Source organism: Pseudomonas sp. Pse35, assembly GCF_024519715.1.
Classification (GTDB): Bacteria; Pseudomonadota; Gammaproteobacteria; order Pseudomonadales; family Pseudomonadaceae; genus Aquipseudomonas; species Aquipseudomonas paracarnis.
Window position 1 is genome coordinate 1 of the sequence record NZ_JALJRP010000019.1, and the last position, 25,766, is coordinate 25,766.

At 60.0% G+C, this 25,766-nt stretch carries 24 protein-coding genes and 3 tRNA genes; 7 read left to right on the plus strand and 20 right to left on the minus strand.

Features of this window, described 5'->3' with window-relative positions:
• Positions 1 to 16 precede the first annotated feature (16 nt).
• The 6 genes from OC445_RS16650 to rluD all read right to left on the minus strand — a co-directional run bounded on the left by OC445_RS16650 (position 17) and on the right by rluD (position 4,939).
• A tRNA-Lys gene (locus tag OC445_RS16650) sits at positions 17 to 92 on the minus strand.
• Between the two features lie 5 nt (positions 93 to 97).
• A tRNA-Pro gene (locus OC445_RS16655) sits at positions 98 to 174 on the minus strand.
• 9 nt (positions 175 to 183) lie between these two features.
• Positions 184 to 259, minus strand: a tRNA-Asn gene (locus OC445_RS16660).
• A gap of 295 nt (positions 260 to 554) precedes the next feature.
• Positions 555 to 3,119 carry an ATP-dependent chaperone ClpB gene (gene clpB, locus OC445_RS16665; protein WP_003188426.1) on the minus strand — a complete coding sequence of 855 codons (2,565 nt, stop codon included), beginning with the start codon at positions 3,117 to 3,119 and terminating at the stop codon, positions 555 to 557.
• A gap of 135 nt (positions 3,120 to 3,254) precedes the next feature.
• Entirely contained in the window at positions 3,255 to 3,980 is a 726-nt protein-coding gene (gene pgeF / locus OC445_RS16670) for a peptidoglycan editing factor PgeF (RefSeq protein WP_072447010.1), read from the minus strand.
• The gene (gene rluD, locus OC445_RS16675; protein ID WP_003188422.1) at positions 3,977 to 4,939 is read right to left on the minus strand and encodes a 23S rRNA pseudouridine(1911/1915/1917) synthase RluD; all 963 of its coding nucleotides are present in this window, start codon (positions 4,937 to 4,939) and stop codon (positions 3,977 to 3,979) included. Before rluD ends, pgeF begins: the two co-directional genes overlap by 4 nt.
• Positions 4,940 to 5,088: 149 nt before the next feature.
• On the opposite strand from rluD, the gene OC445_RS16680 reads away from it, so the two are divergent.
• Together OC445_RS16680 and OC445_RS16685 are read left to right on the plus strand one after the other, a co-directional pair.
• The gene (locus OC445_RS16680) at positions 5,089 to 6,114 is read left to right on the plus strand and encodes an outer membrane protein assembly factor BamD (RefSeq protein ID WP_034128050.1); all 1,026 of its coding nucleotides are present in this window, start codon (positions 5,089 to 5,091) and stop codon (positions 6,112 to 6,114) included.
• Between the two features lie 127 nt (positions 6,115 to 6,241).
• Positions 6,242 to 6,475, plus strand: coding sequence for a PP0621 family protein (locus OC445_RS16685; protein WP_054896887.1), 234 nt, complete (start codon positions 6,242 to 6,244; stop codon positions 6,473 to 6,475).
• Here the strand turns inward: OC445_RS16685 and thiO are convergent.
• The 5 genes from thiO to pilV are packed head-to-tail and all read right to left on the minus strand — an operon-like array spanning position 6,462 to position 9,769.
• Positions 6,462 to 7,571: a glycine oxidase ThiO gene (gene thiO / locus OC445_RS16690; RefSeq protein ID WP_054896886.1), complete on the minus strand. Its 1,110-nt coding sequence runs from the start codon at positions 7,569 to 7,571 to the stop codon at positions 6,462 to 6,464. The genes OC445_RS16685 and thiO overlap by 14 nt on opposite strands.
• A 59-nt stretch (positions 7,572 to 7,630) precedes the next feature.
• Positions 7,631 to 8,035 (minus strand): type IV pilin protein, encoded by a 405-nt coding sequence (locus OC445_RS16695; protein ID WP_054896885.1) that lies wholly within the window; start codon positions 8,033 to 8,035, stop codon positions 7,631 to 7,633.
• An 11-nt stretch (positions 8,036 to 8,046) separates the two neighbouring features.
• Positions 8,047 to 8,577, minus strand: coding sequence for a PilX N-terminal domain-containing pilus assembly protein (locus OC445_RS16700; protein WP_034128054.1), 531 nt, complete (start codon positions 8,575 to 8,577; stop codon positions 8,047 to 8,049).
• Between the two features lie 5 nt (positions 8,578 to 8,582).
• Entirely contained in the window at positions 8,583 to 9,290 is a 708-nt protein-coding gene (locus tag OC445_RS16705; RefSeq protein ID WP_072447008.1) for a PilW family protein, read from the minus strand.
• Positions 9,287 to 9,769 carry a type IV pilus modification protein PilV gene (gene pilV / locus OC445_RS16710; protein ID WP_034128056.1) on the minus strand — a complete coding sequence of 161 codons (483 nt, stop codon included), beginning with the start codon at positions 9,767 to 9,769 and terminating at the stop codon, positions 9,287 to 9,289. Before pilV ends, OC445_RS16705 begins: the two co-directional genes overlap by 4 nt.
• A 197-nt stretch (positions 9,770 to 9,966) precedes the next feature.
• On the opposite strand from pilV, the gene OC445_RS16715 reads away from it, so the two are divergent.
• Positions 9,967 to 10,548 carry a GspH/FimT family pseudopilin gene (locus OC445_RS16715; protein ID WP_054896883.1) on the plus strand — a complete coding sequence of 194 codons (582 nt, stop codon included), beginning with the start codon at positions 9,967 to 9,969 and terminating at the stop codon, positions 10,546 to 10,548.
• Here the strand turns inward: OC445_RS16715 and ispH are convergent.
• The 6 genes from ispH to murJ all read right to left on the minus strand — a co-directional run bounded on the left by ispH (position 10,502) and on the right by murJ (position 18,023).
• Entirely contained in the window at positions 10,502 to 11,449 is a 948-nt protein-coding gene (gene ispH / locus OC445_RS16720; protein ID WP_032893637.1) for a 4-hydroxy-3-methylbut-2-enyl diphosphate reductase, read from the minus strand. The two genes, OC445_RS16715 and ispH, sit on opposite strands and share 47 nt — an antisense overlap.
• A 181-nt stretch (positions 11,450 to 11,630) precedes the next feature.
• Positions 11,631 to 12,068, minus strand: coding sequence for a peptidylprolyl isomerase (locus tag OC445_RS16725; RefSeq protein ID WP_169918885.1), 438 nt, complete (start codon positions 12,066 to 12,068; stop codon positions 11,631 to 11,633).
• Between the two features lie 7 nt (positions 12,069 to 12,075).
• Positions 12,076 to 12,588, minus strand: coding sequence for a signal peptidase II (gene lspA, locus OC445_RS16730; RefSeq protein WP_003188406.1), 513 nt, complete (start codon positions 12,586 to 12,588; stop codon positions 12,076 to 12,078).
• A complete protein-coding gene (gene ileS, locus OC445_RS16735; RefSeq protein ID WP_054896881.1) occupies positions 12,581 to 15,412 on the minus strand; it encodes an isoleucine--tRNA ligase in 2,832 nt (943 codons plus the stop codon). The genes lspA and ileS overlap by 8 nt, the downstream gene beginning before the upstream one ends.
• 14 nt (positions 15,413 to 15,426) lie before the next feature.
• Positions 15,427 to 16,365 carry a bifunctional riboflavin kinase/FAD synthetase gene (ribF, locus tag OC445_RS16740; protein WP_003188404.1) on the minus strand — a complete coding sequence of 313 codons (939 nt, stop codon included), beginning with the start codon at positions 16,363 to 16,365 and terminating at the stop codon, positions 15,427 to 15,429.
• Positions 16,366 to 16,484: 119 nt separating this feature from the next.
• Positions 16,485 to 18,023, minus strand: coding sequence for a murein biosynthesis integral membrane protein MurJ (gene murJ / locus OC445_RS16745; protein ID WP_034128060.1), 1,539 nt, complete (start codon positions 18,021 to 18,023; stop codon positions 16,485 to 16,487).
• A gap of 253 nt (positions 18,024 to 18,276) precedes the next feature.
• On the opposite strand from murJ, the gene rpsT reads away from it, so the two are divergent.
• Entirely contained in the window at positions 18,277 to 18,555 is a 279-nt protein-coding gene (gene rpsT, locus OC445_RS16750) for a 30S ribosomal protein S20 (RefSeq protein ID WP_003188401.1), read from the plus strand.
• A 279-nt stretch (positions 18,556 to 18,834) separates the two neighbouring features.
• On the opposite strand, the gene OC445_RS16760 is transcribed toward rpsT, so the two are convergent.
• Positions 18,835 to 19,320, minus strand: coding sequence for a peptidylprolyl isomerase (locus OC445_RS16760; protein WP_003188398.1), 486 nt, complete (start codon positions 19,318 to 19,320; stop codon positions 18,835 to 18,837).
• On the opposite strand from OC445_RS16760, the gene OC445_RS16765 reads away from it, so the two are divergent.
• From OC445_RS16765 to OC445_RS16775, 3 genes are all read left to right on the plus strand, one after another.
• The gene (locus tag OC445_RS16765; protein WP_102666761.1) at positions 19,319 to 19,606 is read left to right on the plus strand and encodes a DUF3565 domain-containing protein; all 288 of its coding nucleotides are present in this window, start codon (positions 19,319 to 19,321) and stop codon (positions 19,604 to 19,606) included. The genes OC445_RS16760 and OC445_RS16765 overlap by 2 nt on opposite strands.
• Positions 19,607 to 19,685: 79 nt before the next feature.
• A complete protein-coding gene (pta, locus tag OC445_RS16770) occupies positions 19,686 to 21,785 on the plus strand; it encodes a phosphate acetyltransferase (RefSeq protein WP_003188396.1) in 2,100 nt (699 codons plus the stop codon).
• Positions 21,786 to 22,685: an acyltransferase gene (locus OC445_RS16775; protein WP_034128062.1), complete on the plus strand. Its 900-nt coding sequence runs from the start codon at positions 21,786 to 21,788 to the stop codon at positions 22,683 to 22,685.
• Between the two features lie 192 nt (positions 22,686 to 22,877).
• On the opposite strand, the gene cysN is transcribed toward OC445_RS16775, so the two are convergent.
• Both cysN and cysD read right to left on the minus strand, forming a co-directional pair.
• Positions 22,878 to 24,776, minus strand: coding sequence for a sulfate adenylyltransferase subunit CysN (gene cysN / locus OC445_RS16780; protein WP_198791015.1), 1,899 nt, complete (start codon positions 24,774 to 24,776; stop codon positions 22,878 to 22,880).
• A gap of 9 nt (positions 24,777 to 24,785) precedes the next feature.
• Positions 24,786 to 25,703, minus strand: coding sequence for a sulfate adenylyltransferase subunit CysD (gene cysD, locus OC445_RS16785; protein ID WP_054896879.1), 918 nt, complete (start codon positions 25,701 to 25,703; stop codon positions 24,786 to 24,788).
• Between the last annotated feature and the right edge of the window lie 63 nt (positions 25,704 to 25,766).

The window sequence follows — 25,766 nt, forward strand, 5'->3', positions numbered from 1 at the left end:
TAACTGGTCTCAAAAATGGTGGGTCGTGTGGGATTCGAACCTACGACCAATTGGTTAAAAGCCAACTGCTCTACCAACTGAGCTAACGACCCAAATATGGTCGGGGTAGGGGGATTCGAACTCCCGACATCCTGCTCCCAAAGCAGGCGCGCTACCGGACTGCGCTATACCCCGGTTTGAAATTGGCTCCGTGACCAGGACTCGAACCTGGGACCCAATGATTAACAGTCATTTGCTCTACCGACTGAGCTATCACGGAACTACATATTTCAAAGTTACTGCTGTGTTGCTTCCTCTTCGGCCCTGTCCGTATCGCTACGTTAGCGTCTCTGAGGCGCGCTATTCTACAATCTTAAAAACCCCTGTCAACCCTTTAAATTGCTTTTAAGACAATGATTTGCGCTTCTTTCTGATTTCTTCTTGGGGAGAAGAAACCCGTGGGCTGACGTTGCTGCGGGGCGCACTTTACAAGCCTTTGCCTTACAGTTCAACGCCCTATCGAAAAAAAAGGCCCCGCAATGCGGGGCCTTCTATGGTTGCGCCAAGCGCAGGGCTTAATGGAAGACGATTTCGTCGTCTTTCACCGTCGCCGTGACGCGGGTGCCAGGCATAAAGCTGCCCGACAGAATCAGCTGCGCCAGTGGGTTCTCGATCCAGCGCTGGATCGCACGTTTGAGTGGCCGTGCGCCATACACCGGGTCGTAACCGACCGCGATCAGCTTGTCCAACGCTTCGCCGCTCAGCTCAAGGTCCAGCTCGCGCTCAGCCAGACGGCTACGCAGGCGGCCCAACTGGATCTCGGTGATGCCCGCGATCTGATCCCGCGCCAGAGGCTCGAAGATCACCACTTCATCGACCCGGTTGATGAATTCCGGACGGAAGTGCGTGGTCAACGCGTCCATCACCGCCGCACGCTGAGCTTCACGATCACCCACCAATTCCTGGATCTGTGCCGACCCCAGGTTGGAAGTCATCACGATCACCGTATTGCGGAAGTCCACCGTACGCCCGTGGCTGTCCGTCAAGCGACCATCCTCCAGCACCTGCAGCAAGATGTTGAACACATCCGGGTGCGCCTTCTCGACCTCATCCAGCAGGATCACCGAGTAAGGCTTGCGCCGCACGGCTTCGGTCAGATAACCGCCCTCTTCATAGCCTACATAGCCTGGCGGTGCGCCGATAAGGCGAGCCACCGAGTGTTTCTCCATGAATTCGGACATATCGATCCGCACCATGGCCTCTTCAGTATCAAAGAGGAACTCGGCCAGGGCCTTGCACAACTCGGTCTTACCCACACCGGTCGGGCCGAGGAACATGAACGAGCCGCTTGGACGGTTCGGGTCGGACAAACCTGCCCGGGAACGCCGTACCGCGTTGGACACCGCCACCACGGCCTCTTCCTGGCCGATGACGCGCTGATGCAACAGGCTTTCCATCTTCAGCAACTTGTCGCGCTCGCCTTCGAGCATCTTAGACACAGGAATACCGGTCCACTTGGAGACTACTTCGGCAATTTCTTCCTCCGTCACCTTGCTGCGCAGCAACTGGTTTTCAGGCTTGCCGTGCTGGTCGACCATCTGCAGGCTGCGTTCCAGGTCCGGGATCACCCCATACTGCAACTCGGCCATGCGGTTCAGGTCGCCTTTGCGGCGCGCCGCTTCAAGTTCCTGGCGGGACTGCTCGATCTTTTGCTGGATCTGCGCCGAACCCTGTACTTCGGCTTTTTCCGAGGTCCAGATTTCTTCGAGGTCCGAATACTCACGTTCCAGGCGGACAATTTCTTCCTGGAGTTTTTCCAGGCGCTTCTTGGCCGCTTCGTCTTCTTCTTTCTTCAACGCCTGGGATTCGACTTTCAGTTGAATCAGGCGCCGATCCAGGCGATCCAGCACTTCCGGCTTGGAATCGATCTCCATACGGATGCGGCTTGCCGCTTCGTCGATCAGGTCGATAGCCTTGTCCGGCAACTGGCGATCGGTGATATAGCGGTGGCTCAATTTGGCCGCCGCAATGATCGCACCGTCGGTGATCGCCACCTTATGGTGGACCTCATAGCGCTCTTTCAGGCCACGCAGGATCGCGATGGTGTCTTCTTCGCTCGGTTCTTCCACCAGCACTTTCTGGAAGCGACGCTCAAGGGCTGCGTCCTTTTCGATGTACTGACGGTATTCGTTGAGCGTAGTAGCGCCGACGCAGTGCAACTCACCGCGCGCCAAGGCGGGCTTGAGCATGTTGCCGGCGTCCATGGAGCCTTCGCCCTTACCGGCGCCGACCATGGTGTGCAATTCGTCGATAAACAGAATGATCTGCCCTTCCTGCTTCGACAATTCGTTAAGCAAGGATTTGAGGCGCTCTTCGAACTCACCCCGGAACTTGGCACCGGCAATCAGCGAGCCCATATCCAGAGACAGCAGGCGCTTGCCTTTGAGGCCGTCTGGCACTTCACCATTAATGATGCGCTGGGCCAGGCCCTCGGCAATCGCGGTTTTACCCACGCCAGGTTCACCGATCAACACCGGGTTGTTCTTGGTGCGACGTTGCAACACCTGGATGGTGCGACGAATCTCGTCGTCACGGCCGATCACCGGGTCCAGCTTGCCTTCTTCGGCACGCTTGGTCAGGTCGACGGTGTATTTGTCCAAGGCCTGGCGCGACTCCTCATGGTTAGGGTCGTTCACCGCCTCGCCGCCACGCAGGTTGTTGATGGCGTTTTCCAGGGCTTTCTTGCTCACGCCCTGGCCCAGCAACAATTTGCCGAGCTTGCTGTTGTCGTCCATGGCGGCGAGCAGCACCAGTTCGCTGGAGATGAACTGGTCACCTTTCTGCTGGGCCAGGCGGTCGGCCTGGTTGAGCAGGCGCGCCAGATCCTGGGACATATTCACGTCACCGGTGGGATTCTGGATTTTCGGCAGTTGGTCGAGCTCTTTGCTCAACTCCTTGCGCAGGCTGTTAACGTCAAAGCCCACCTGCATCAGCAAGGGTTTGATAGAACCACCTTGCTGTTCCAGGAGTGCCTGCATCAAGTGCGCAGGCTCAATGGCCGGGTGGTCGAGGCCCACCGCCAAGGATTGAGAGTCGGACAAGGCCAACTGTAATTTGCTGGTTAAACGATCAATACGCATTAGTCACCTTCCTTTTGAGCAGGCCGGAGCTATGAACAAACACATCCTGAATGAAGAAACCTGCCAGATACCCTTATAGATGGGGTGGATTCTGGGCGTTTCAAGCGGCGGACGGTTGATACAGATCAGGACAGTCTAGCGTTCAAGCCAGATAAGGGAGGCGAATCGGCCCGTACGCGGGCTGCGGCGATAAGAAAAGAAACGCGGGTCGGTCACAGTGCACAAACCGCCACCATACACAGCGGAAACACCGCGCACTCCCAGACGCAGACGCGCCAGCTGGTAGATGTCGGCCATGAACTTGCCAGGGTTGTGGCTGGGAACAAAGGCTTCAGCGGTGGCCGGCAGTTGCTGCATGAACACTTCACGCACTTCCGGGCCGACCTCGAAGGCTTGCGGGCCAATGGCAGGGCCGAGCCAGACCAGAACGTCTTCAGGGGCGGTATCCAGGCTTTCGAACGCGGCCTCCAGTACCCCAGCCGCCAAGCCACGCCAACCGGCATGGGCTGCGGCAACCCGGGTCCCCGCCCGATTACAGAACAGCGCAGGCAGGCAATCGGCGGTCATGGATGTGCAGGCGATGCCAGCGGTGCTGGTCCAACTGCCGTCTGCCTCGACAGTACGGCCCGGATCGGCCTCAACCACCTGAGTGCCATGGACTTGACGCAACCAGGCAGGCTGGATATCGAAGGCGTCACTCAGGCGACGACGATTTTCAAGGACGGCCTCAAGGCTGTCCTCGACATGATCGCCCAGGTTGAGGCTGTCGAACGGCGCCAGGCTGACGCCGCCCGCACGGGTGGTGACGCAGGCTTTTACCCGAGCCGGCGCGGGCCAGTCAGGTATCAGCCAGTCATTCATCCGACAAACGCCTCGCGATCCTGCTTGAGAAGCGAAAGCAGCCAGACCAGATCGTCTGGAAGTGGCGATTCCCAGCTCATGCGCTTACCGCTCGTCGGATGATCCAGTTCCAGGAAGCGTGCATGCAGTGCCTGGCGCGGGAACGTCTTGAGCGACTCAACCATGGTCTGGCTGGCCGCCGGCGGAATACGGAAGCGGCCACCGTAGGCTGGGTCGCCGACCAACGGAAAGTTGATGTGCGCCATGTGCACGCGAATCTGGTGGGTACGCCCGGTTTCCAGCTTGACCCGCACATGGGTGTGGGAGCGGAAACGCTCCAGCACACGGTAGTGGCTGACGGCCTGCTTGCCGCCCTCCATCACCGCCATACGCTGGCGCTGCTGGCCGTGACGACCAATGGGCGCGTTGATTTTGCCACCGGCCACAACGACGCCGATCACAATGCACTCATAGATGCGGCTGACGCTACGGCTCTGCAATTGCGTAACCAGTTGCGTCTGCGCCTGAATGGTCTTGGCTACCACCATAAGGCCGGTGGTGTCCTTGTCCAGACGGTGCACGATGCCGCAGCGCGGCACATTGATGATGTCCGGCACGTGGTGCAACAGGGCATTGAGCAAGGTGCCATCAGCGTGCCCGGCGGCCGGGTGAACCACCAGGCCCGCGGGTTTGTTGATGACCAGGATGTCATCGTCTTCATAGACGATATCCAGCTCGATGTCCTGGGCAACCCATTCTCCCTGGGCTTCCTGCTCGGCAGTCAGCTCAAGAATCGCACCGCCATGGACTATGTCTCGCGGGCGGATAACCGCTCCATCCACAGTCAGGCGGCCGTCTTTGATCCAGGCGGAAAGGCGCGAGCGCGAGTGCTCAGCGAATAATTGTGCGGCGACTTGATCGAGGCGTTGGCCGCCCAATTCGGACGGCACCTCTGCGCGAAGTTCAATTTTATCGGACATGCTCAGACTAGGCGTGGCGTAGCCTTTGGTTTCGGCTGCGCGCTTGTGGTTAAATACGGCGTCTTTTGCCCCGAGGCTTTCAACGGGGCGCTCATCATAACAGGACGGCCCCGCCCAAGACAGCGGCCGTCATAGGGACGCAAGCCGCCATGCAAGTGAAACACCTGCTGCTGATCGCCATCCTCGCCATGACTGCTGCTTGCTCGTCAACAAAGGACGTCGTCGACGAAAACCTGAGCGAAGTCGAGCTGTACCAGCAAGCTCAGACAGACTTGGACAATAATAGCTTCACCAGCGCCACAGCGAAGCTGAAGGCATTGGAGTCGCGTTACCCGTTCGGCCGCTATGCCGACCAGGCCCAGCTTGAGCTGATCTACGCCAACTACAAGAACGCCGAGCCGGAAGCTGCCAAGTCCGCTGCCGAGCGTTTCATCCGCCTGCACCCGCAGCACCCGAACGTGGACTACGCCTACTACATGAAGGGCCTGACCTCGTTCGACCAGGATGTTGGCCTGCTGGCGCGCTTCCTGCCGCTGGACATGACCAAGCGCGACCCGGGTGCTGCCCGCGACTCCTATAACGAGTTCGCCCAGCTGACCAGCCGCTACCCCAACAGCCGCTATGCGCCGGACGCCAAGCAGCGCATGATCTACCTGCGCAACCTGCTGGCTTCGTACGAGATCCACGTGGCCCACTACTACCTGACCCGTCAGGCTTATGTGGCCGCAGCCAACCGTGGCCGCTACGTGGTGGAAAACTTCCAGGAAACCCCGTCCGTGGGTGACGGCCTGGCCGTGATGACCGAGGCTTACCAGCGTCTGCACCTGGACACCCTCGCGACTACCAGCCTGGAAACCCTGAAGCTCAACTACCCTGACCACCCTAGCCTGAAAGACGGCCAGTTCGTGCCTCAGGTTGACGAAGCGGACAACCGTTCGTGGCTGAGCAAGTACACCCTGGGCCTGATCGAGTCCCGTCCACCGCTGCCGCCGGGTGAAACCCGCGCCAACCAGGACGTGATCAAGCAGTACCAGGACGCCAAGGACGCCATTCCTTCGGAGCTCAAGCCGCACGACGAGAACGGCGATGTGATCGAAGAAGAAGAGCCGCAAGCCCTGGGCGACAACCAGGACCGTTCGTGGTTCAGCTACATGACCTTCGGTGTGTTCGACTGATTGTTCGACGCAACGCAAAAGGGAGCTCTGAAGGAGCTCCCTTTTTTATGAGCGAGTATTTATTGCCCTGTGCGCCCGTGACCACCTTGGCTAAACTGGCGCATTCCTTTGCGAGAAACTGCCCATCATGCTTCGTCTACTGTTCTGGATTGCCGTCATTGCTGCCGCGGTATGGTTCTGGCGCAAATTCAAAAACCCTGCCTCCCGTCAGCAACGGCCTGCCGAGCCGGATGCAGCCCTGATGGTGCGTTGCGCTCACTGTGGCGTGCACCTGCCGCAGGATCGCGCACTGAGCTCACCTCAGGAATGGTACTGCACCCAGGCGCACCTGGAACAAGGGCCAAAGTCTATCCAGCGTTGAGGCGACCTGCGGGGGCGTAAGGCGCTGGATCGATGATCGGAGCCCGCGCCAGCAGCAAGTCGGTGAACAACTGGCAAGATGCCGGTGCGAGTACCAGACCATTGCGGTAATGCCCACAATTGAGCCACAGCCCCCTGAAGCCAGGGACCTCACCGATAAACGGTATACCTTCGGGTGAGCCAGGCCGCAAACCGGCCCAATGCCCGACCACTTCGGCGTCCGTCAAGGCGGGAATCAGTTCCTGCGCAGATGCCTTGAGGCTTTCAAGCGCGGTGTCGGTCGGCGTCTTGTCGAATCCCTCATACTCCAACGTGCTGCCGATCAGGATGTGCCCATCCCGCCGCGGGATCGCATAACGCCCCTTGGCCAGGACCATGCTGGATAAAAAATCGGACGCGCATTTGTACAGGATCATCTGGCCTTTAACCGGCTCCACGGGTAGCCCCAAGCCCAGCGTATCCAGCAGTTGCCCGCTCCAGGCGCCGGCCGCGAGCACCACGTGATCCCCCAAAACGTGGCCCGTAGCGGTATTCACACCCACCACCCTGCCGCCGCCGAGTACAAAGCCCGACACATCGCATTGCTCGCGAATCGTCACGTTCGGCAACGCCAGCAGCGCCGCCTTCAATGATTTGACCAGGCGCGGGTTGCGAATATTGGCCACGTTGGCCATGTAGATCGCCTGGGAGTAGCCGCCCCCCAGCACCGGCACCGCGTCATGGGCCGCCGATACATCCACCTTGCTCAACGGTCGCCCTTCACGGGCAGCCCAGGCCAGTGCTTGCGCTTCGTCATCCAGGTCGAGCCAATACAAACCCGTGGTATGTACCTCCGGATCGACGCCGGTAGCAGCAAATAGCCGTTGCGCCAGTTGAGGGTAAAAATCCTGGGACCAATGGGCCAAGGCAGTGACCGCCTGGCTATAGCGCCACGGGTACAACGGCGAGACAATCCCACCGCCCGCCCAGGAAGCCTCTTGCCCAAGCCCACCGCGCTCCAGCAGCGTGACCGCCTGGCCCTCACTGGCGAGGTTGTACGCCGTCAACAGCCCGATTACTCCGCCGCCGACAATCACCACTTGCTGTTGCTTAGCCATCATTTGATCCAGCCGATAAACAGGGAAAGGCGCGCCCGGCGCCCACGCTTCAAGTACGCTCATCCTTGCCCCCAGCAGACCTTGGGCGACATTTCAGGCCCTGCTCCCGGGTTGCCGCGCATACCGGTGCTGGTCAAGCTGAATGCTGCGCACGCGTCGTTCGCCATGACCGAGTCCGCAGCGGGTGTGGCGAGCAGGTCAAAATCCTGAGGGTTGAGGACGGCACTGATTCTATAATGATCATTGCCCGCGCTGACGTCGCCTGCATCAATAAAAGTGCCATTCCTCGTATAAGAACGCTCCAGTTGCTGGGCCTGTTCGCTCAACAACGCGACGATCTGCGCCCGATACGCCTTCTTCACCTGGCTGAGGTACCCGGGATACGCAATCCCGGCCAGCAACGCGATGATCGCCACGACGATCAGTAACTCAATCAGGGTAAAACCCTGGCTCTCCTTGCCCATCCGATTGCTCCTTATTGAAGTTGCCGCCATAAGACCCGTCGAAACCTGACGCGGCCGCCCTCCTCTACACGGGCATAGACCGTCTCCAGCACCGTGCGCGATTGCCCCGCGAGACCGACCGAAGTGACTCGAAAAAGCGTGGCCAGGGAATGGGACGGCAAATGAGCCAGCCCTTCACCCTCGCCGAGGGATTGAATGCCATAAAACCCATTCTTCAAGGCAAGCCAGGTGATCGCCGAGACAGGGTTCGTCCCGGCCGCCGTCAAGGAAAACGCTTCAGCAGGCGGCGCACAACGGGTGATCGAGTGGCAGACAGGCATCGCCTGGCCAACCTTTTGCACGGCCGATTCCCCCAACCTCAGGCCGCTTTCGGCAGATTGAAACGATTGATTGCGATGCCAGAGGCTGCTCGCGACTTTTTGCTGGGAGACCGCAGCCTGTATCGAGGACAGCCCCACCTGCGACAGCACCAACAGGAACACCAGACTGATCAGCAGCACCGTCCCGGCCTGCCGCATTTGGATACCGCCCTGCATGGTCATTGCCCCTACCCCAGCCGATTTCGCAGTGCCGCCACGACACTGTAGGTCTGGTCCTTCACCCGCCCAGAGGGATCTTGAAGGGTCATGAGAATGCGCACGCTGCGTATCAGCGACTCATCGGCCGGATGGCTGTCATAGCGCACCACAACTGTCGATACCGAGGTGGCCGCCATGCCGAAGCTGACGTCGAATGCCCGCACGTTATCCATCAATACTGCCTTGGCCGGTGCTGCCGGGGTACTGATCTTCAACTGACCCGATTCGTAGGTGTAGGTAAGTTGGCGTATGCCAAAGCGAAGTTGGCCGGGTTCGGCTCCGGGTGGTGTGCCTGCATAAGCCCTGGCCGCCTCCTTGCAGTCGGACAACACTGTCCAGTCAGTCTTGCCGACGCCATCGCCGACATTCGCGGTCACCAGCGTCAGTGACTTCGCACTCCCCGCAGCTTCCCAGCTTATCGGCCGATCAAAGGCAGCCGGAGCATTGTCGATAGCGGCCACGGCCAAACACCCCAGCATGCCTGCCTGGCGAATATCCTGGGTGATCTTGCTCAGCACAAACCGCGCATCATCCTGCAGCAGCATGGCGGCCTGCTGGCTGGCATGGGTCAACCGCGAACTGATCAGTATCTGGCTCGCCCCCAGTATCAAGATCAACCCGATGGCAAGCGCCAGCAACACTTCCACCAGACTGAAACCTCGCCCAAGACGCTTCATTGCGACACTCCCTGTTCATTACTGATTCGACTGGTCAGGGTGAAGGTTTCCCGCGCCCCTGGGCGGTTTGCTGCTCGGGCATCCGCCCAACTGATGCTGATGGTGACCTCTTGCCCGTTCACCACCACTGAACCTTTGGCATCCTCGCCGGCAAAACCCGTGATATTGGCCTCGAAATCGTGCAGGTCGAGGTCACGCACGCTGGCGGTGGCAGTGTTGGGCGGCGCCAGCTCCGCCCTGCCCCATGTGTAATCGGCGCCAGCATTGGTGCGAATGCGGTCGAGCATGTCATAGGCAATAAAACTGGCTTGGCTGGTCATCCTGGCGCTGTTGGTGTACTTGAGCGCGTTGAGTTGCAGCACCGCAGCGCCCATCAGGCCGATCGCCAAAATCAACAGCGCTACCAGCACCTCGACCAGCGTCATGCCGGATTGGCGCGAGTGCGCAACGCGCAGGAATCGGTTCTGGCAGGCTGGCATTTCCGTCGTCATCCATGTCGAAGGCCGGTGAAAAAAAGCAGGCAAGACCTGCTGTGCGACCCAAGACTAGCGTCGGTTTTCGAGCGGCGCTGCTCCCGGAACAAAGGGAAATACTTTGGACATAAAGGCCATCATCCAGCGCCAACGACCAAGCGCTATACCTAGAAAACCTACTCGTGCCCAAGGAGGGAACGCACATGAAACAACAAGGTTTCACCCTGATTGAGATGTTGCTGGGGCTGATCGTCACCAGTTTTCTCGCGCAACTGGCCGTACCCGGTTTCAAGGGTTTGCTTGAATCGCAGCAACGACAAAGCGCGGCCCAAGCACTTGCCTCCGGGCTGCGCTACGCACGCACCGAGGCCATCGCGCGTAACCGGGCGGTGGTCATTCATGCAAAGGACGAGGACTGGAGCCTGGGATGGCGCGTGATACTGGATGTGAGTGGGCGCGGCCACCTGGATGACGACAATCCGGTATTGCTGGAGCGCGAGAGCAATGGGCGCGTGCCGGTCGCCGGTAATGGCCCGGTTACGAGCCAGGTGCGCTTCAGCGGCCTGGGGGAGCCAGTGTTCGCCGGCGGGGGATTTCGTGCCGGCACCGTGCATGTGTGTGGCAAGGACCAGGCACAAAGCCTGTATCAGATCGTGCTGGCCCCCAGCGGGCGCGTCAGCCTGCGCAATGACAAGACCGAACAGGCATTATGCCGAGGCTATTCCAGCACCCTGGCCGTCAGAGCAACGAGCGGACCCGCAGTTCCTTGGGCATCGAGAACGTGATGTTTTCTTCACGACCCGCCAGCTCATCGGCGCCGGTAGCACCCCAGGCTTGCAACTGTTGGATCACACCGCGCACCAGCACTTCCGGAGCGGAGGCACCCGCCGTGATGCCGATACGCTCAACGCCATCGAACCAGCTGCGCTGCATGTCTTCGGCACCGTCGATCAAGTACGCCGGCGTGGCCATGCGTTCGGCCAGCTCACGCAAGCGGTTGGAGTTGGAACTGTTAGGGCTGCCGACCACCAGCACAACATCACACTCATTCGCCAGTTGCTTGACCGCATCCTGACGGTTTTGCGTGGCGTAGCAGATGTCATCCTTGCGTGGGCCGCCAATGGCCGGGAAACGCGTGCGCAGGGCATCGATGACGCGGCTGGTATCGTCCATGGACAAGGTGGTCTGGGTAACGAAAGCCAGGCGGTCGGGATTGTGCACCTGCAAGTTGGCGACGTCTTTTTCGTCTTCAACCAAGTAGATGGCGCCGCCGTTGCTGGCGTCGTACTGGCCCATGGTGCCTTCGACTTCCGGGTGACCGGCATGGCCGATCAGGATGCATTCGCGACCGTCGCGGCTATAACGCGCCACTTCGATGTGCACCTTGGTTACCAGCGGGCAAGTGGCATCGAACACTTTTAGGCCACGGCCGGCCGCTTCGGTACGTACGGCCTGGGACACGCCATGGGCACTGAAGATGACGATAACGTCGTCGGGTACCTGGTCGAGTTCTTCGACAAAGATCGCACCGCGTGCGCGCAGGTCTTCGACCACGAACTTGTTATGCACGACTTCGTGGCGCACATAAATCGGCGGCCCGAAGACTTCCAGGGCGCGGTTGACGATTTCGATCGCCCGGTCCACGCCAGCGCAGAAGCCACGGGGGTTGGCGAGTTTGATTTGCATGCTGTGCCTCGTGCCTTGCAGGCCAAGAAATTGGATCAACTCAGCTCTATAGAATAAGCGTCTGTATGAGCGGGCTTGCCCGCGATGCAAACGTCTCGATGTATCAGGTACACCGAGGTGATGCTATCGCAGGCAAGCCAGCTCCCACACAAGCCAGCCCCACAGGAACCGGTTTCGTCAGTTAGAGCGCTTTAACGTCGATGATTTCAACATCAAACGTCAAGGTTTTACCGGCCAACGGATGGTTGAAGTCGATGGTCACTTGCGTGTCATCGAAAGCTTTTACCACGCCGGGCAGTTCAGTATTCGCCGCATCATTGAAGATCACCAGCAAACCTTCCGACAGGTCCATACCCTCGAACTGCGAACGCGGGATGATCTGCACGTTTTGCGGGTTGGGTTGGCCGAAGGCGTTTTCCGGCAGGATCTGCAGGTTGCGCTTGTCGCCCGCCTTGAACCCGAACAATGCCGCTTCAAAACCAGGCAGCAGGTTACCGTCACCAACCTTGAAGGTCGCCGGGGCTTTGTCGAAGGTGCTGTCTACCGTGTCGCCATTCTCCAGGCGCAATGCGAAATGCAAAGTGACTTCCGTGTTCTGGCCGATGCGTTGCTCAGCCAATACCTGATCAGTCATTGACGGTTTCTCCGGTTTTCTTGCTCTTGAACATATCCAGCGCCAGCATGATTGCACCAACGGTGATGGCGCTGTCGGCAAAGTTGAACGCCGGGAAGTAGTGGCGGTTCTGCCAGTGCACTAGGATGAAGTCGATCACATGGCCCAGGGCGATGCGGTCATACAGGTTACCCAGCGCGCCGCCCAACACCAGGGCCAGCGCGATAGCCAGCCAGGTGTCGTCGCGACCCAGGCGCTTTAGCCACACCACCAGCACGGCACTGACCACCACGGCGATCACCGCGAACAGCCAGCGCTGCCAGCCGCCGCCGTCAGCGAGGAAGCTGAAGGCGGCGCCAGTGTTGTAGGCCAGGGTCCAGCTGAAGTAATCCGGAATCACCACGATTTGCTGGAACATTTCCAGGGAGCCCTCGAAGTGAGCCTTGCTGACCTGGTCAATAACCAGCACCAGCAGGCTCAGTACGAGCCAGCCCAGACGTCCGAAACGACTGGCTGCATTAGGCATAGTGGCGAACCTCGCCTTCACCGCTGATATTGTCGACACAACGACCGCAGATTTCCGGGTGCTCAGGGTTCACACCGACATCTTCACGGCAGTGCCAGCAACGGGCGCATTTAGGGAAGGCCGATTTCACCACCTTGAGCTTCAGGCCCGGTACCTCGGTGACCACGGCATCTGCCGGGGCCTGGGCGAAAGGTGCCAGGCTCGCGGTGGAGGTGATCAGCACGAAGCGCAGTTCGTTGCTCAGCTTGGCCAGGTCGGCAGTCAGGCCATCCTCGGCAAACAGGGTGACTTCGGCTTGCAGGTTGCCACCCACGGCCTTGGCCGCACGCTGGACTTCCAGTTCCTTGTTCACCGCAACCTTGACGGCCATGACGCCCGCCCAGTACTCGCGGCCCAGTTCGAAGTCGGCCGGCAGTTCGGTCAAGCCTTCGTACCAGGTGTTGAGCATGACGGACTCGTTACGCTCGCCCGGCAGGTATTCCCACAGCTCGTCGGCGGTGAACGCCAGGATCGGTGCGATCCAGCGCACCAGCGCTTCGCTGATGTGGTACAGCGCGGTCTGCGCCGAACGGCGAGCTTTGCTGTTGGCGCCGGTGGTGTACTGGCGGTCCTTGATGATGTCGAGGTAGAAACCGCCCAGCTCCTGCACGCAGAAGTTGTGGATCTTGGAGTAGACATTCCAGAAGCGGTATTCGCCGTAGTGCTCTTGCAACTCACGCTGCAGCAACAGGGTACGGTCCACGGCCCAACGGTCCAGCGCGAGCATGTCTTCGGCCGGCAGCAGGTCGGTGGCCGGGTTGAAACCGGTCAGGTTCGACAGCATGAAGCGCGCGGTATTGCGGATACGACGATAGGCGTCGGCGCTGCGTTGCAGGATCTGCTCCGAAACAGCCATCTCACCCGAATAGTCAGTCGAGGCCACCCACAGACGCATGATGTCGGCGCCCAGGGTGTCATTGACCTTTTGCGGCGCAATCACGTTGCCCAGGGATTTGGACATTTTGCGGCCGTTCTCGTCGACGGTGAAACCGTGGGTCAGCAGTTCGCGGTACGGTGCGTGGTCGTCGATGGCGCAACCGGTCAGCAGCGACGAGTGGAACCAGCCACGGTGTTGGTCCGAACCTTCAAGGTACAGGTCGGCACGCGGGCCGGTCTCGTGGCCCATCGGGTGCGAGCCACGCAGCACGTGCCAGTGGGTGGTGCCCGAATCGAACCACACGTCGAGGGTGTCGCTGATCTTGTCGTACAGCGGCGCTTCATCGCCCAACAGCTCGGCGGCGTCCAGCTTGAACCAGGCTTCGATACCTTCCTGCTCGACACGCTGGGCCACAAGCTCCATCAGTTCGACGGTGCGAGGGTGCAGCTCGCCGCTTTCCTTGTTCAGGAAGAACGGAATCGGCACGCCCCAGTTACGTTGGCGGGAGATGCACCAGTCCGGACGATTGGCGATCATCGAATGCAGGCGCGCCTGGCCCCAGGCCGGAACGAACGTGGTGTCTTCGATGGCCTTGATCGCGCGGTTACGCAGGGTATCGCCGCTGGTCGGCTCTTTGTCCATACCGATAAACCACTGCGCAGTGGCGCGGTAGATCAGCGGGGTCTTGTGGCGCCAGCAGTGCATGTAGCTGTGCTTGATGGTTTCGGTGTGCAACAGCGCGCCGACTTCCGAGAGCTTGTCGATGATCGGCTGGTTGGCCTTGAAGATGAACTGGCCGCCGAAGAACTCCAGGGACGGCGCGTACACGCCATTGCTTTGTACTGGATTCAGAATGTCGTCGTTGACCATGCCATAGGCTTTGCAGGTCACGAAGTCGTCTACGCCATAGGCGGGCGCAGAGTGAACGATGCCAGTGCCGGCGCCTAGCTCCACGTAGTCCGCCAGGTACACCGGCGACAGACGGTCATAGAACGGGTGACGGAAGTTGATCAGCTCCAGCGCAGAACCCGTGGTGGTAGCGATCACCGAACCTTGCAGCTCGTAACGCGCCAGGCACGACTCGACCATTTCCTCGGCCAGCACCAGCAGGCGATCACCAACGTCCACCAGGGCGTAGGTGAATTCCGGGTGCACGTTCAGCGCCTGGTTGGCCGGGATGGTCCACGGGGTGGTGGTCCAGATCACGATGGCCGCTGGCTTGCTCAGGCTTGCCAGGCCGAAAGCCTCGGCCAGCTTGGCGTCGTCGGCGATCGGGAAGGCTACGTCGATGGTCGAGGACTTCTTGTCTTCGTACTCCACTTCCGCTTCGGCCAGGGCCGAACCGCAGTCGAAGCACCAGTTCACGGGCTTGAGGCCCTTGAACACGAAACCGCCCTTGACGATTTCAGCCAAGGCGCGGATTTCACCGGCCTCGTTCTTGAAGTTCATGGTCTTGTAGGGATTGTCCCACTCGCCCAGTACACCCAGGCGGATGAATTCGGATTTCTGCCCTTCGATCTGCTCGGCGGCGTAGGCACGGCACAGTTCGCGGGTCTTGTCCGCGCCCAGGTTCTTGCCATAAGTCACTTCGACTTTGTGCTCGATCGGCAGGCCGTGGCAGTCCCAACCCGGGACATACGGCGCGTCGAAGCCCGACAGGGTCTTGGAGCGCAGGATCATGTCCTTGAGAATCTTGTTCAGCGCGTGACCGATGTGAATCGTGCCGTTGGCATAAGGAGGGCCGTCGTGCAGGACGAACTTCGGACGATCCTTGCCAATTTCGCGCAACTTTCCGTACAGGCCAATACTGTCCCAGCGCTGCAGGATCTGCGGTTCGCGCTGTGGCAGGCCGGCCTTCATTGGGAAGGCGGTGTCCGGAAGGTTTAGCGTGGCTTTATAGTCGGTCATTTAAGGCTCTTCGGTTAGCGATGGGCGCTAGGTGCGGCTAGTGCACGGGCGGCGGCGACATCCGCATTGATCGCCGTTTTCAACGCCTCCAGGGAGGCGAAACGCTGCTCTTCACGCAGCTTCTGGTGGAAAACCACCGTCAAACGCCGGTCGTATAAATCACCGGCAAAATCCAAAAGGTGAACTTCCAGGTGGGCCTTGCCATCACCTGCAACCGTGGGTCTGACGCCTATATTGGCGACTCCCGGCCACGATTGGCCATCGATGTCGACACTTACCAGGTAAACCCCGGTCAGCGGCACACGACGGCGCTTGAGTTGCACGTTGGCGGTTGGCGTGCCCAATTGGCGCGCCAGCTTCTGGCCGTGCAATACCCGTCCGGCAATGCGGAACGGGCGGCCGAGCAAACGCTCGGCCAGGTCGAAGTCGGCGGCGGCCAGGGCGTTACGCACCTGGGTGCTGCTCACGCGCAGGCCGTCCAGTTCGACGGTTTGCGCGGCCTCGACAGTGAAACCCTGATTCACACCGGCATGTTGCAGGAAATCGAAATCCCCGACCCGGTCACAACCGAAATGGAAGTCGTCGCCGACCTCCAGGTGCTGCACACCCAAGCCGTCCACCAGGATGCGGTCGACGAACTCGGCGGCGCTGAGGCTGCGCAAACGCTGGTTGAATGCCAGGCAGAGGACACGGTCCACGCCCTCCTCCGCCAACAGCTGCAACTTGTCCCGCAAGCGCGCCAAGCGTGCCGGCGCCGTTTCCGGGGTAAAGAACTCCCGCGGTTGTGGCTCAAAAATCACCACGCAGCTGGGCACGCCCAACTCGACCGCACGCTCGCGCAGCCGAGCCAGGATAGCCTGGTGGCCACGGTGAACACCGTCAAAGTTGCCAATAGTGGCGACGCAGCCCCGATGCTCGGGGCGCAGGTTGTGGAGACCTCGAACCAGCTGCATAACGCGCTTCTTGCTCATAAAGTGGTCGATTATAACCACACCCAGCCCCGGACGACAGGCAACAGCGCAGGCCAAATGGGTCGAATCGATAAAACAACTGTTTTATCGCGGCAAACTCGCTATCCCAGCGACTTGCGATTGAAATCGCGCAGGCGGAAGCCCTGCAACAGCAACATCCCGAAGTACACCACCACGCCCGCCACTACCAACGCGCCCAGGCGCATGAAGCGCTCCAGCATATCGCCATCACCCCAGGCCGGCATCACCTGCATCAGCCCCACCAGCACCGCGGACATTGCGGCCACCGCCACAAGCAACTTGAGCGTGAACATTCCCCAACCCGGCTGCGGCTGGTACATCTGCTGCTTGCGCAGCTGATAAAACAACAGGCCGGCATTGATACAGGCACCGGCACTGATCGCCAGCGCCAGCCCGGCATGGGCCAACGGACCGATAAACAGCAGGTTGAGCAACTGTGTGACGATCAGCGTGAAAATCGCGATCTTCACCGGCGTGCGGATGTTTTGCTGTGCGTAGAAGCCCGGCGCCAGCACCTTGATCACGATAATACCGAGCAGGCCGACAGAGTAGGCAACCAGCGCGTGCTGAGTCATCAAGGCGTCATGTGCATCGAATTGCCCGTATTGAAACAGCGAGACCGTCAGCGGTTCGGCGAGGATTCCCAAGGCCAGCGCGCATGGCAACACCAATAGAAAGCACAGACGCAGGCCCCAATCGAGAATGCGCGAATACTCCTGACGATCCTTGCTGGCATAGGTGCGCGCCAGGGTCGGCAGCAGGATCGTGCCCAATGCCACGCCAAGCACACCGGATGGCAACTCCATCAGACGGTCGGCGTAATACATCCACGATACCGACCCGGACACCAGCAACGAGGCAAACGCGGTGTTGATGATCAGCGAAATCTGACTGACCGACACCCCGAGGATCGCCGGCAGCATATTGCGCATCACGCGCCAGACGCCGGTGTCCTTGAGGTTCAGGCGCGGCAGTACGAGCATGCCGATTTTTTTCAGGTGCGGCAGTTGGTACAACAACTGCGCCAGGCCGCCGGCCAGCACCGCCCAACCCAGGGCCATGACCGGAGGGTCGAAATACGGCGTGAGGAACAGCGCAAAAATAATCATGCTGACGTTCAGCAAGGTCGGCACAAAGGCCGGTACCGAGAAACGATTCCAGGTATTGAGGATCGCCCCGGCGAGCGAAGACAGGGAAATCAGCAATATATAAGGAAAGGTCACCCGCAGCAGATCAGTGGTCAGCGCGAACTTTTCCGGCGTGTTGGCAAAACCGGGCGCCGTGGCCCAGATCACCCAGGGAGCGGCGAGCATCCCGACGATGGTTACCAGCATCAGCACCAGCGTCAGCAAACCCGAGACGTAGGCGATGAACGTACGAGTCGCCTCCTCGCCATGCTGGGTCTTGTATTCGGCCAGAATCGGCACGAACGCCTGGGAAAACGCGCCTTCGGCAAAGATCCGCCGCAACAGGTTGGGCAGTTTAAAGGCAATAAAGAACGCATCCGTGGCCATGCTGGCGCCAAAGATGCGGGCCAGCAGGGTGTCGCGCACGAACCCCAATACCCGGGAAATCATCGTGATAGAGCTGACGGCAGCCAACGATTTGAGCAGATTCATTGAAAGAGTTTGCGCCTATAGATAAAGAGCAGGCGAACTACGCGCCCACTTATGCGATACTGCGCGCCTGCAACAGCACAGAGCCAAAGCTCGCGAGTTTACAGGTCAAGCGCCGGAAATAAATCACCCGCCTCTTCAGATCGACCACTCAGCAGTTCGCATCAGCCGCCCTTGACAACCCGTCAAGTCATCGGCATGATTCGCGGCCTATTTTGTTTGCTATTTCCTAAAAAGTCTTTCGAGGAGCTCGACGGTGGCCAACACACCTTCCGCCAAAAAACGTGCAAAACAGGCTGAGAAGCGTCGCAGCCACAACGCCAGCCTGCGTTCCATGGTTCGCACCTACATCAAGAATGTAGTCAAAGCCATCGACACCAAAGACGCTGAAAAAGCTCAAGCAGCTTACGTTCTGGCTGTGCCTGTTATCGACCGTATGGCCGATAAAGGCATCATCCACAAGAACAAGGCCGCTCGCCATAAGAGCCGCCTGAATGGCCACATCAAGGCTCTGAGCGTTCCTGCTGCAGCCTAAGTGGTAACAACTGCAACGCAGCCCAGGCTGTGTAACAGTTAAGAAATGCCCCGTACCGAAAGGTCCGGGGCATTTTTGTTTGCCCCTGAAAACTGTAGGAGCGAGCTTGCTCGCGAAGATCGTTAACGATGACGCGGGAAGCCTGGCGCCCGGCGGGGCTCTCAGGTTTTTCGCGAGCAAGCTCGCTCCTACAGAAAGTTGACCGGGAATATTCTCAAGGCAAAAAAAACGCCCCGAACCAGTCGGGGCGTTTTTGCTACCACCTGATCAAAACATCAATCAATGGTGATGACCGCCTTCACCGTGGACGTGGCCGTGAGCCACTTCTTCCTGGGAAGCGTCGCGGATGGCCACGATCTTCACTTGGAAGTTCAGGCGCTGGCCAGCCAGAGGGTGGTTGCCGTCAACGGTAACGTCGTCGCCGTCCAGGTCGCGGATGGTGACGATCTGCATTTGGCCGTCCGGCGCGGAAGCGTGGAACTGCATGCCCACTTCCAGCTCATCGACACCTTCGAACATGCTGCGGCTCAAGGTGCTGACCAGTTCGGCGGAGTATTCGCCGTAGGCATCTTCAGGTTCTACGGCGACAGTCAGTTCGTCACCGACGTTCTTGCCTTCCAGAGCCTTTTCCAGGCCCGGGATGATGTTACCTGCGCCTTGCAGGTAAACCAGCGGCGCGCCGCCGGCGGAGCTGTCGATGACCTCACCAGCGTCGTTGGTCAGGGTATAGTCGATGGAGACAGCCTTGTTAGCGGCGATCGTCATGGGGCGAGACCTTTTGCATAAGAATGAAGAACGGACAAGTCTAAACAAGGATTTGCCCGAAAGCGAACGGAACCCGGACGGACGGGGCCGATCAACGGTCACGATCACAGGTTTTCATCAGGACGACGATGGGCACTGGGTGGCCGAGCTGTCTTGCGGCCACACCCAGCACCTGCGCCACCAGCCGCCCTGGCAGTCACGCGCCTGGGTGCTCGACCCCGCGCAACGCCTTGAAAAAATAGGCCAGGCCTTTGCGTGCGGCTGGTGTGCGCAAGGGCACGAATAACGATAACCTTGGCGCCTGATTCGCGGTAGGCACTCACCCATGGAGCGCCACCCAAGCCATGCACCTCCAGAGAATTCGCATGCAGACTTTTTTTATCGCGCCCACCGATTTTGGTGTGGGTCTGACCTCCATCAGCCTTGGGCTGGTGCGCACACTGGAACGGGCCGGCCTGAAAGTCGGCTTTTTCAAACCCATTGCCCAGCCACACCCTGGCGATACCGGGCCGGAACGCTCTACCGAGCTGGTGGCGCGCACCCACGGCCTGAAACCGCCGCAGCCCCTGGGCCTGGCTCACGTAGAGCGCATGCTCGGCGACGGCCAGCTCGATGAGTTGCTCGAAGAGATCATCACCCTTTACCAACAGGCAGCCGTAGGCAAAGACGTGCTGATCGTCGAAGGGATGGTGCCGACCCGCAGCGCCAGCTACGCGGCACGGGTCAACCTGCACCTGGCCAAGAGCCTGGACGCGGAAGTGATCCTGGTCTCGGCGCCGGAAAATGAAGTGCTCACCGAGCTTTCCGGCCGTGTGGAATTGCAGGCCCAACTGTTTGGCGGCCCCAAAGACCCGAAAGTGCTGGGCGTAATTCTCAACAAGGTACGCACCGACGAAAGCATGGAAGCCTTCTCGGCGCGCCTCAAAGAGCATTCGCCGCTGTTGCGCAGCGGTGATTTCCGGCTGCTCGGCTGCATCCCCTACCAACCCGAGCTGAATGCCCCGCGCACCCGCGACGTGGCCGACCTGATGGGCGCGCAGATCCTCAACGCCGGCGACTACGAAAGCCGGCGCATGACCAAGATCATCATTTGCGCGCGCACCATGCGTAACACTGTCGAGCTGCTCAAACCCGGTGTGTTGGTGGTAACCCCGGGAGATCGCGATGACATCATCCTCGCCGTCAGCCTGGCCGCCATCAATGGCGTGCCGCTGGCCGGGCTGCTGCTGACCAGCGACACCCTGCCCGACCCACGCATCATGGATCTGTGCCGAGGCGCCTTCCAGGCCGGGTTGCCGGTGTTGTCGGTGAGCACCGGCTCCTATGACACCGCCAACCAGCTCAATAGCCTCAACAAGGAAATCCCTATCGATGACCGCGAGCGTGCGGAAATCATCACCGACTTCGTCGCCAGCCACCTCGATGCGCGCTGGCTGCACCAGCGCTGCGGCACGCCAAGGGAGATGCGCCTGTCGCCGGCAGTGTTCCGTTACCAGTTGATCCAACGCGCCCAGGCCGCCAACAAACGCATCGTGTTGCCCGAAGGTAGCGAGCCGCTGACCGTACAGGCCGCCGCGATCTGCCAGGCCCGCGGCATTGCCCGTTGCGTGCTGTTGGCCAAGCCTGCGGATGTGGAGGCAGTCGCCCGCGCCCAAGGTATCGACCTGCCCGAAGGCCTGGAGATTCTCGACCCCGACCTGATTCGCCAACGCTACGTGGAGCCAATGGTCGCCTTGCGCAAGAGCAAAAGCCTCAACGCGCCCATGGCCGAGCAGCAACTGGAAGACACCGTGGTGATCGCCACCATGATGCTCGCCCTCGACGAAGTGGATGGCCTGGTCTCCGGCGTGATTCACTCCACCGCCAACACCATTCGCCCGGCGCTGCAGCTGATCAAGACCGCGCCGGGCTGCACCCTGGTGTCGTCGGTGTTCTTCATGCTGTTCCCCGAGCAGGTGCTGGTGTACGGCGACTGCGTGATGAACCCGCACCCAAGCGCTGCGGAACTGGCGGAAATCGCCCTGCAAAGCGCCGACTCGGCGGCGGCGTTCGGCATCACGCCACGGGTGGCGATGATCAGCTACTCCAGCGGTGACTCGGCCAGCGGCGAGGAGGTGGAAAAAGTCCGCGAAGCAACCCTGCTCGCCCACGAACAACAAAGTTCGTTGCTGATCGACGGCCCGTTGCAATACGACGCCGCCGCCAACGAAAACGTCGCCCGACAACTGGCGCCCAACAGCCAGGTGGCGGGCAAGGCCACCGTCTTTGTATTCCCGGACCTGAACACCGGCAACACCACCCACAAAGCCGTACAACGCAGCGCCGATTGCGTGAGCCTGGGGCCGATGCTTCAGGGCCTGCGCAAACCGGTCAATGACCTGCCACGTGGCGCCCAGGTGGACGACATCGTGTACACCATCGCCCTGACGGCGATCCAAGCCGCCAACCGACCCATGGATATCTAAATGCTGGATTTTCTACCTGCCGCCGTGCGCGGGGTGATCGCTTCGCTGTTGCTGGCGCTGAACACGATCCTGCTGTGTTCGTTCCTGTTTATCGTGGCGCTGTTCAAGGCGCTGCCGTTCGCCAAGCGCCTGAGCGAATGGCTGATGAACCACACCCACGAAGCCTGGGTTACCAACAACAAGGGCTGGATGAACCTGGTGCGCCGTACGCGCTGGCACCTGACTGGCCTTGAGGGCCTGGACTACCAGCACTCGTACCTGGTGACCAGCAACCATCAGAGCTGGGTCGACATCATGGTGTTGCAGTACGTGCTCAATCGGCGCATTCGCCCCCTGAAGTTCTTCCTCAAGCAAGAGCTGATCTGGGTCCCGGTGATTGGCCTGGCGTGGTGGGCACTGGGCTTTCCCTTCATGAAGCGCTACAGCAAGGCATATTTGGAGAAGCACCCCGAGAAGAAAGGCAAAGACCTGGAAACCACGCGCAAGACCTGTGCGAAGTTTCGCGACAACCCCGTGGGAATTTTCAACTTTGCTGAAGGCACACGCTTTACGCCGAGCAAGCATGCGCAGCAGCAGTCACCGTTTCGCTACCTGCTTAAACCCAAGGCGGGCGGCATTGCGTTTGTACTGGATGCCATGGGCGAGCAGCTCAAATCACTGATCAATGTGACCATCCACTACCCTGGCGGGCGCCCAGGTTATTGGGACTTGCTGTGCGGCAACGTGAAGGACGTGGTGGTGCACTTTGAAGAGGTGCAGATCCCGGCCGAGTTCATCGGCAAGAATTATGAGCAGGATGGGGAATATCGGTTAGCGTTCCAGGGCTGGATCAACCAGTTGTGGCAAGACAAGGATGCATTGCTGGAGCAGCTTCACAAAGACTTTCCGGCCAGCCGCTGATCACATGTCGAAGCAAGTTAATGTGGGAGCTGGCTTGCCTGCGATAGCGGTGGATCAGCTAAGGATAAATAAACTGACAGTCCGCCATCGCAGGCAAGCCAGCTCCCACATTGACCGAGTCCACATTTGAGAATATGTAAAAAGCCCGCCACCGATCACTCGGTGGCGGGCTTTTTTGTGCGGCTATAAAGCTTAGATCGCGCCGCGCTGACGCAACAGTTCCAGCACTTGCTTGACGCTGTCTTCCAGCGACAACGCCTGGGTGTCGATCACAAGGTCGGCATTCAGCGGCACGTCATACGGGAAGGATTCGCCAGGGATGTTATCCCCACCGGCCGCGTACAAACCTTGCGGGTCACGCTCGGCGCACACCAACGGCGATGCCTGCACGTAGACGGTCAGCAGTCGGTCCGCACCAATCAGCGCCTTGGCCTGTTCACGGCCTTCGGCATCCGGCGCAACGAAGGCTGCCAGGGTCAACAGGCCGGCTTCATTGAACTGACGCGCCACATGAGCCGCACGACGCCAGTTCTCGGTACGCCCGGCACGGTCCTGGGGCAAGCCCTTGTTCAGGTCGTGACGCAGGTTCTGGCCGTCCAGTACGAACACCGCCCGGCCCATGTCGAACAGCTTGCGCTCGACCGCATAGGCCAGAGTGCTCTTGCCAGCGCCCGACAAGCCGCTGAACAACACCGTGGCCGGCTGCTGGCCGAAACGCAGAGCGCGCTCTTCGGTGGCCACATGCGCCAGGCTGCCGTGCTGCGCAGCGCCGCCATGACCCACCGGTGGCGCAATGATCATGCCCGCGGCCACCGTGCCGTTGGTCAAGCGGTCGATCACGATGAACGCGCCAGTGGTGCGGTTGCTGTCGTAACCGTCCAGGGCGATGGCGGCGTCCAGGCTGACCTTGACCCGGCCAATCTCGTTGAGCTGCAGCGAACTCGCCGGGCCTTCGGCCAGGGTGTTTACGTCCACGCGGTGCACGATGCTGGTGATGGAACCCGGCACGTAGCTGGTGGCGCGCTTGATGTCGTATTTTTTGCCCGGCAGCATCGGTTCTTCGGCCATCCACACCAGCATGGCGTCGAAGGCGTCGGTCACTTGCGGCACGTTGTCAGCATGCACCAACAGGTCGCCACGGGAAATGTCGATCTCGTCTTCCATGGTCAAGGTCACGGCCTGGCCCGGGCCTGCGTGTTCCAGCTCACCTTCAAAGGTGACGATGGATTTGACGCGGCTGCTCTTGCCCGACGGCAATACCACCACTTCGTCGCCCTTGTGCACGATGCCACTCGCCAGGGTGCCGGCAAACCCACGGAAGTTCAGGTTCGGGCGGTTGACGTACTGCACCGGGAAACGCAGGTCGGTGTAGTTGCGATCATTGGCGATCTCGACAGTCTCCAAGATCTCCATCAGCGACTGCCCGGTGTACCAGGGCGAACGCTCGCTCTTGTTCACCACGTTGTCGCCCTTGAGCGCCGACATCGGCACGAAGGCCAGGGTGCTCGGCTTGAATGCGATACCTTTGGCGAACTTCAGGTAATCGGCCTTGATCGACTCGAATACGCTTTGGTCAAAGCCGTTGATGTCCATCTTGTTGATGGCTACCACGATGTGTTTGATACCCAGCAACGAGGCGATATAGCTGTGGCGACGGGTCTGGGTCTGCACGCCATAGCGGGCGTCGATCAGGATGATCGCCAGGTCACAGGTGGACGCACCAGTGGCCATGTTGCGGGTGTACTGCTCATGGCCGGGTGTGTCGGCGATGATGAATTTGCGCTTGGCGGTGGAGAAATAGCGGTAGGCAACATCAATAGTGATGCCCTGCTCACGCTCGGCCTGCAAGCCATCGACCAGCAACGCCAGGTCGATATCGTCACCGGTGGTGCCGGACTTTTTCGAGTCGCGGGTAATGGCTTCCAGGTGATCCTCGTAGATCATCTTGGAGTCGTGCAGCAGGCGCCCGATCAGGGTGCTCTTGCCGTCGTCGACGTTGCCGCAGGTCAGGAAGCGCAACATTTCTTTGCGCTCGTGCTGGCCCAGGTAGGCGAGGATGTCCTCGCTGATCAAATCAGATTGATGCGACATGACAGCCCCTTAGAAATAGCCTTGACGTTTTTTATCTTCCATCGAGCCTGCACCATCGTGGTCGATGACACGGCCCTGGCGCTCGGAAGTTCGCGTCAGGAGCATTTCCTGAATGATGTCCGTCAGCGTCTCGGCTTCGGACTCCACCGCGCCCGTCAACGGGTAGCAGCCAAGGGTGCGGAAACGTACTTTCTTTTTGACGATGCGGGCTTTGTCTTCCTCGGACAGGTGCTCGAGGATGCGATCGTCGTCGATCATGATCAACGTGCCGTTCTTCTCGATCACGTCGCGCTCGGCGGCGAAGTACAGCGGCACGATCGGGATGCCTTCCAGGTAGATGTACTGCCAGATGTCCAGCTCGGTCCAGTTGGACAGCGGGAACACGCGGATCGACTCGCCCTTGTTGACGTTGCCGTTGTAGACGTTCCACAGCTCCGGGCGTTGGTTCTTCGGGTCCCAACGGTGCTTGCTGTCGCGGAACGAGTACACGCGCTCTTTGGCACGGGATTTCTCTTCATCGCGACGGGCGCCGCCGAATGCTGCGTCGAAACCATGCTTGTCCAGCGCCTGCTTGAGGCCCTCGGTCTTCATGATATCGGTGTGCTTGGCACTGCCGTGGGTGAACGGGTTGATGTTCTGCGCCACGCCATCGGGGTTGATGTGGGTAATCAGGTCCAGGCCCAGCTCCTCGACCATCTTGTCGCGGAACTTGTACATCTCCTGGAATTTCCAGCGAGTGTCGACGTGCATCACCGGAAATGGCAGTTTGCCCGGGAAGAAGGCCTTGCGTGCCAGGTGCAGCATCACGGCGGAGTCTTTACCGATCGAGTAGAGCATCACCGGGTTATCGAACTCGGCGGCGACCTCGCGGATGATGTGGATGCTTTCCGCCTCCAGCTGTTTCAGATGCGTCAGTTTGTCGACCATGGTTACTCACGGAAAAACGATCTTATGGACGGCCAGCGGGCCGTGTTCGAGCGAGGCATGCTA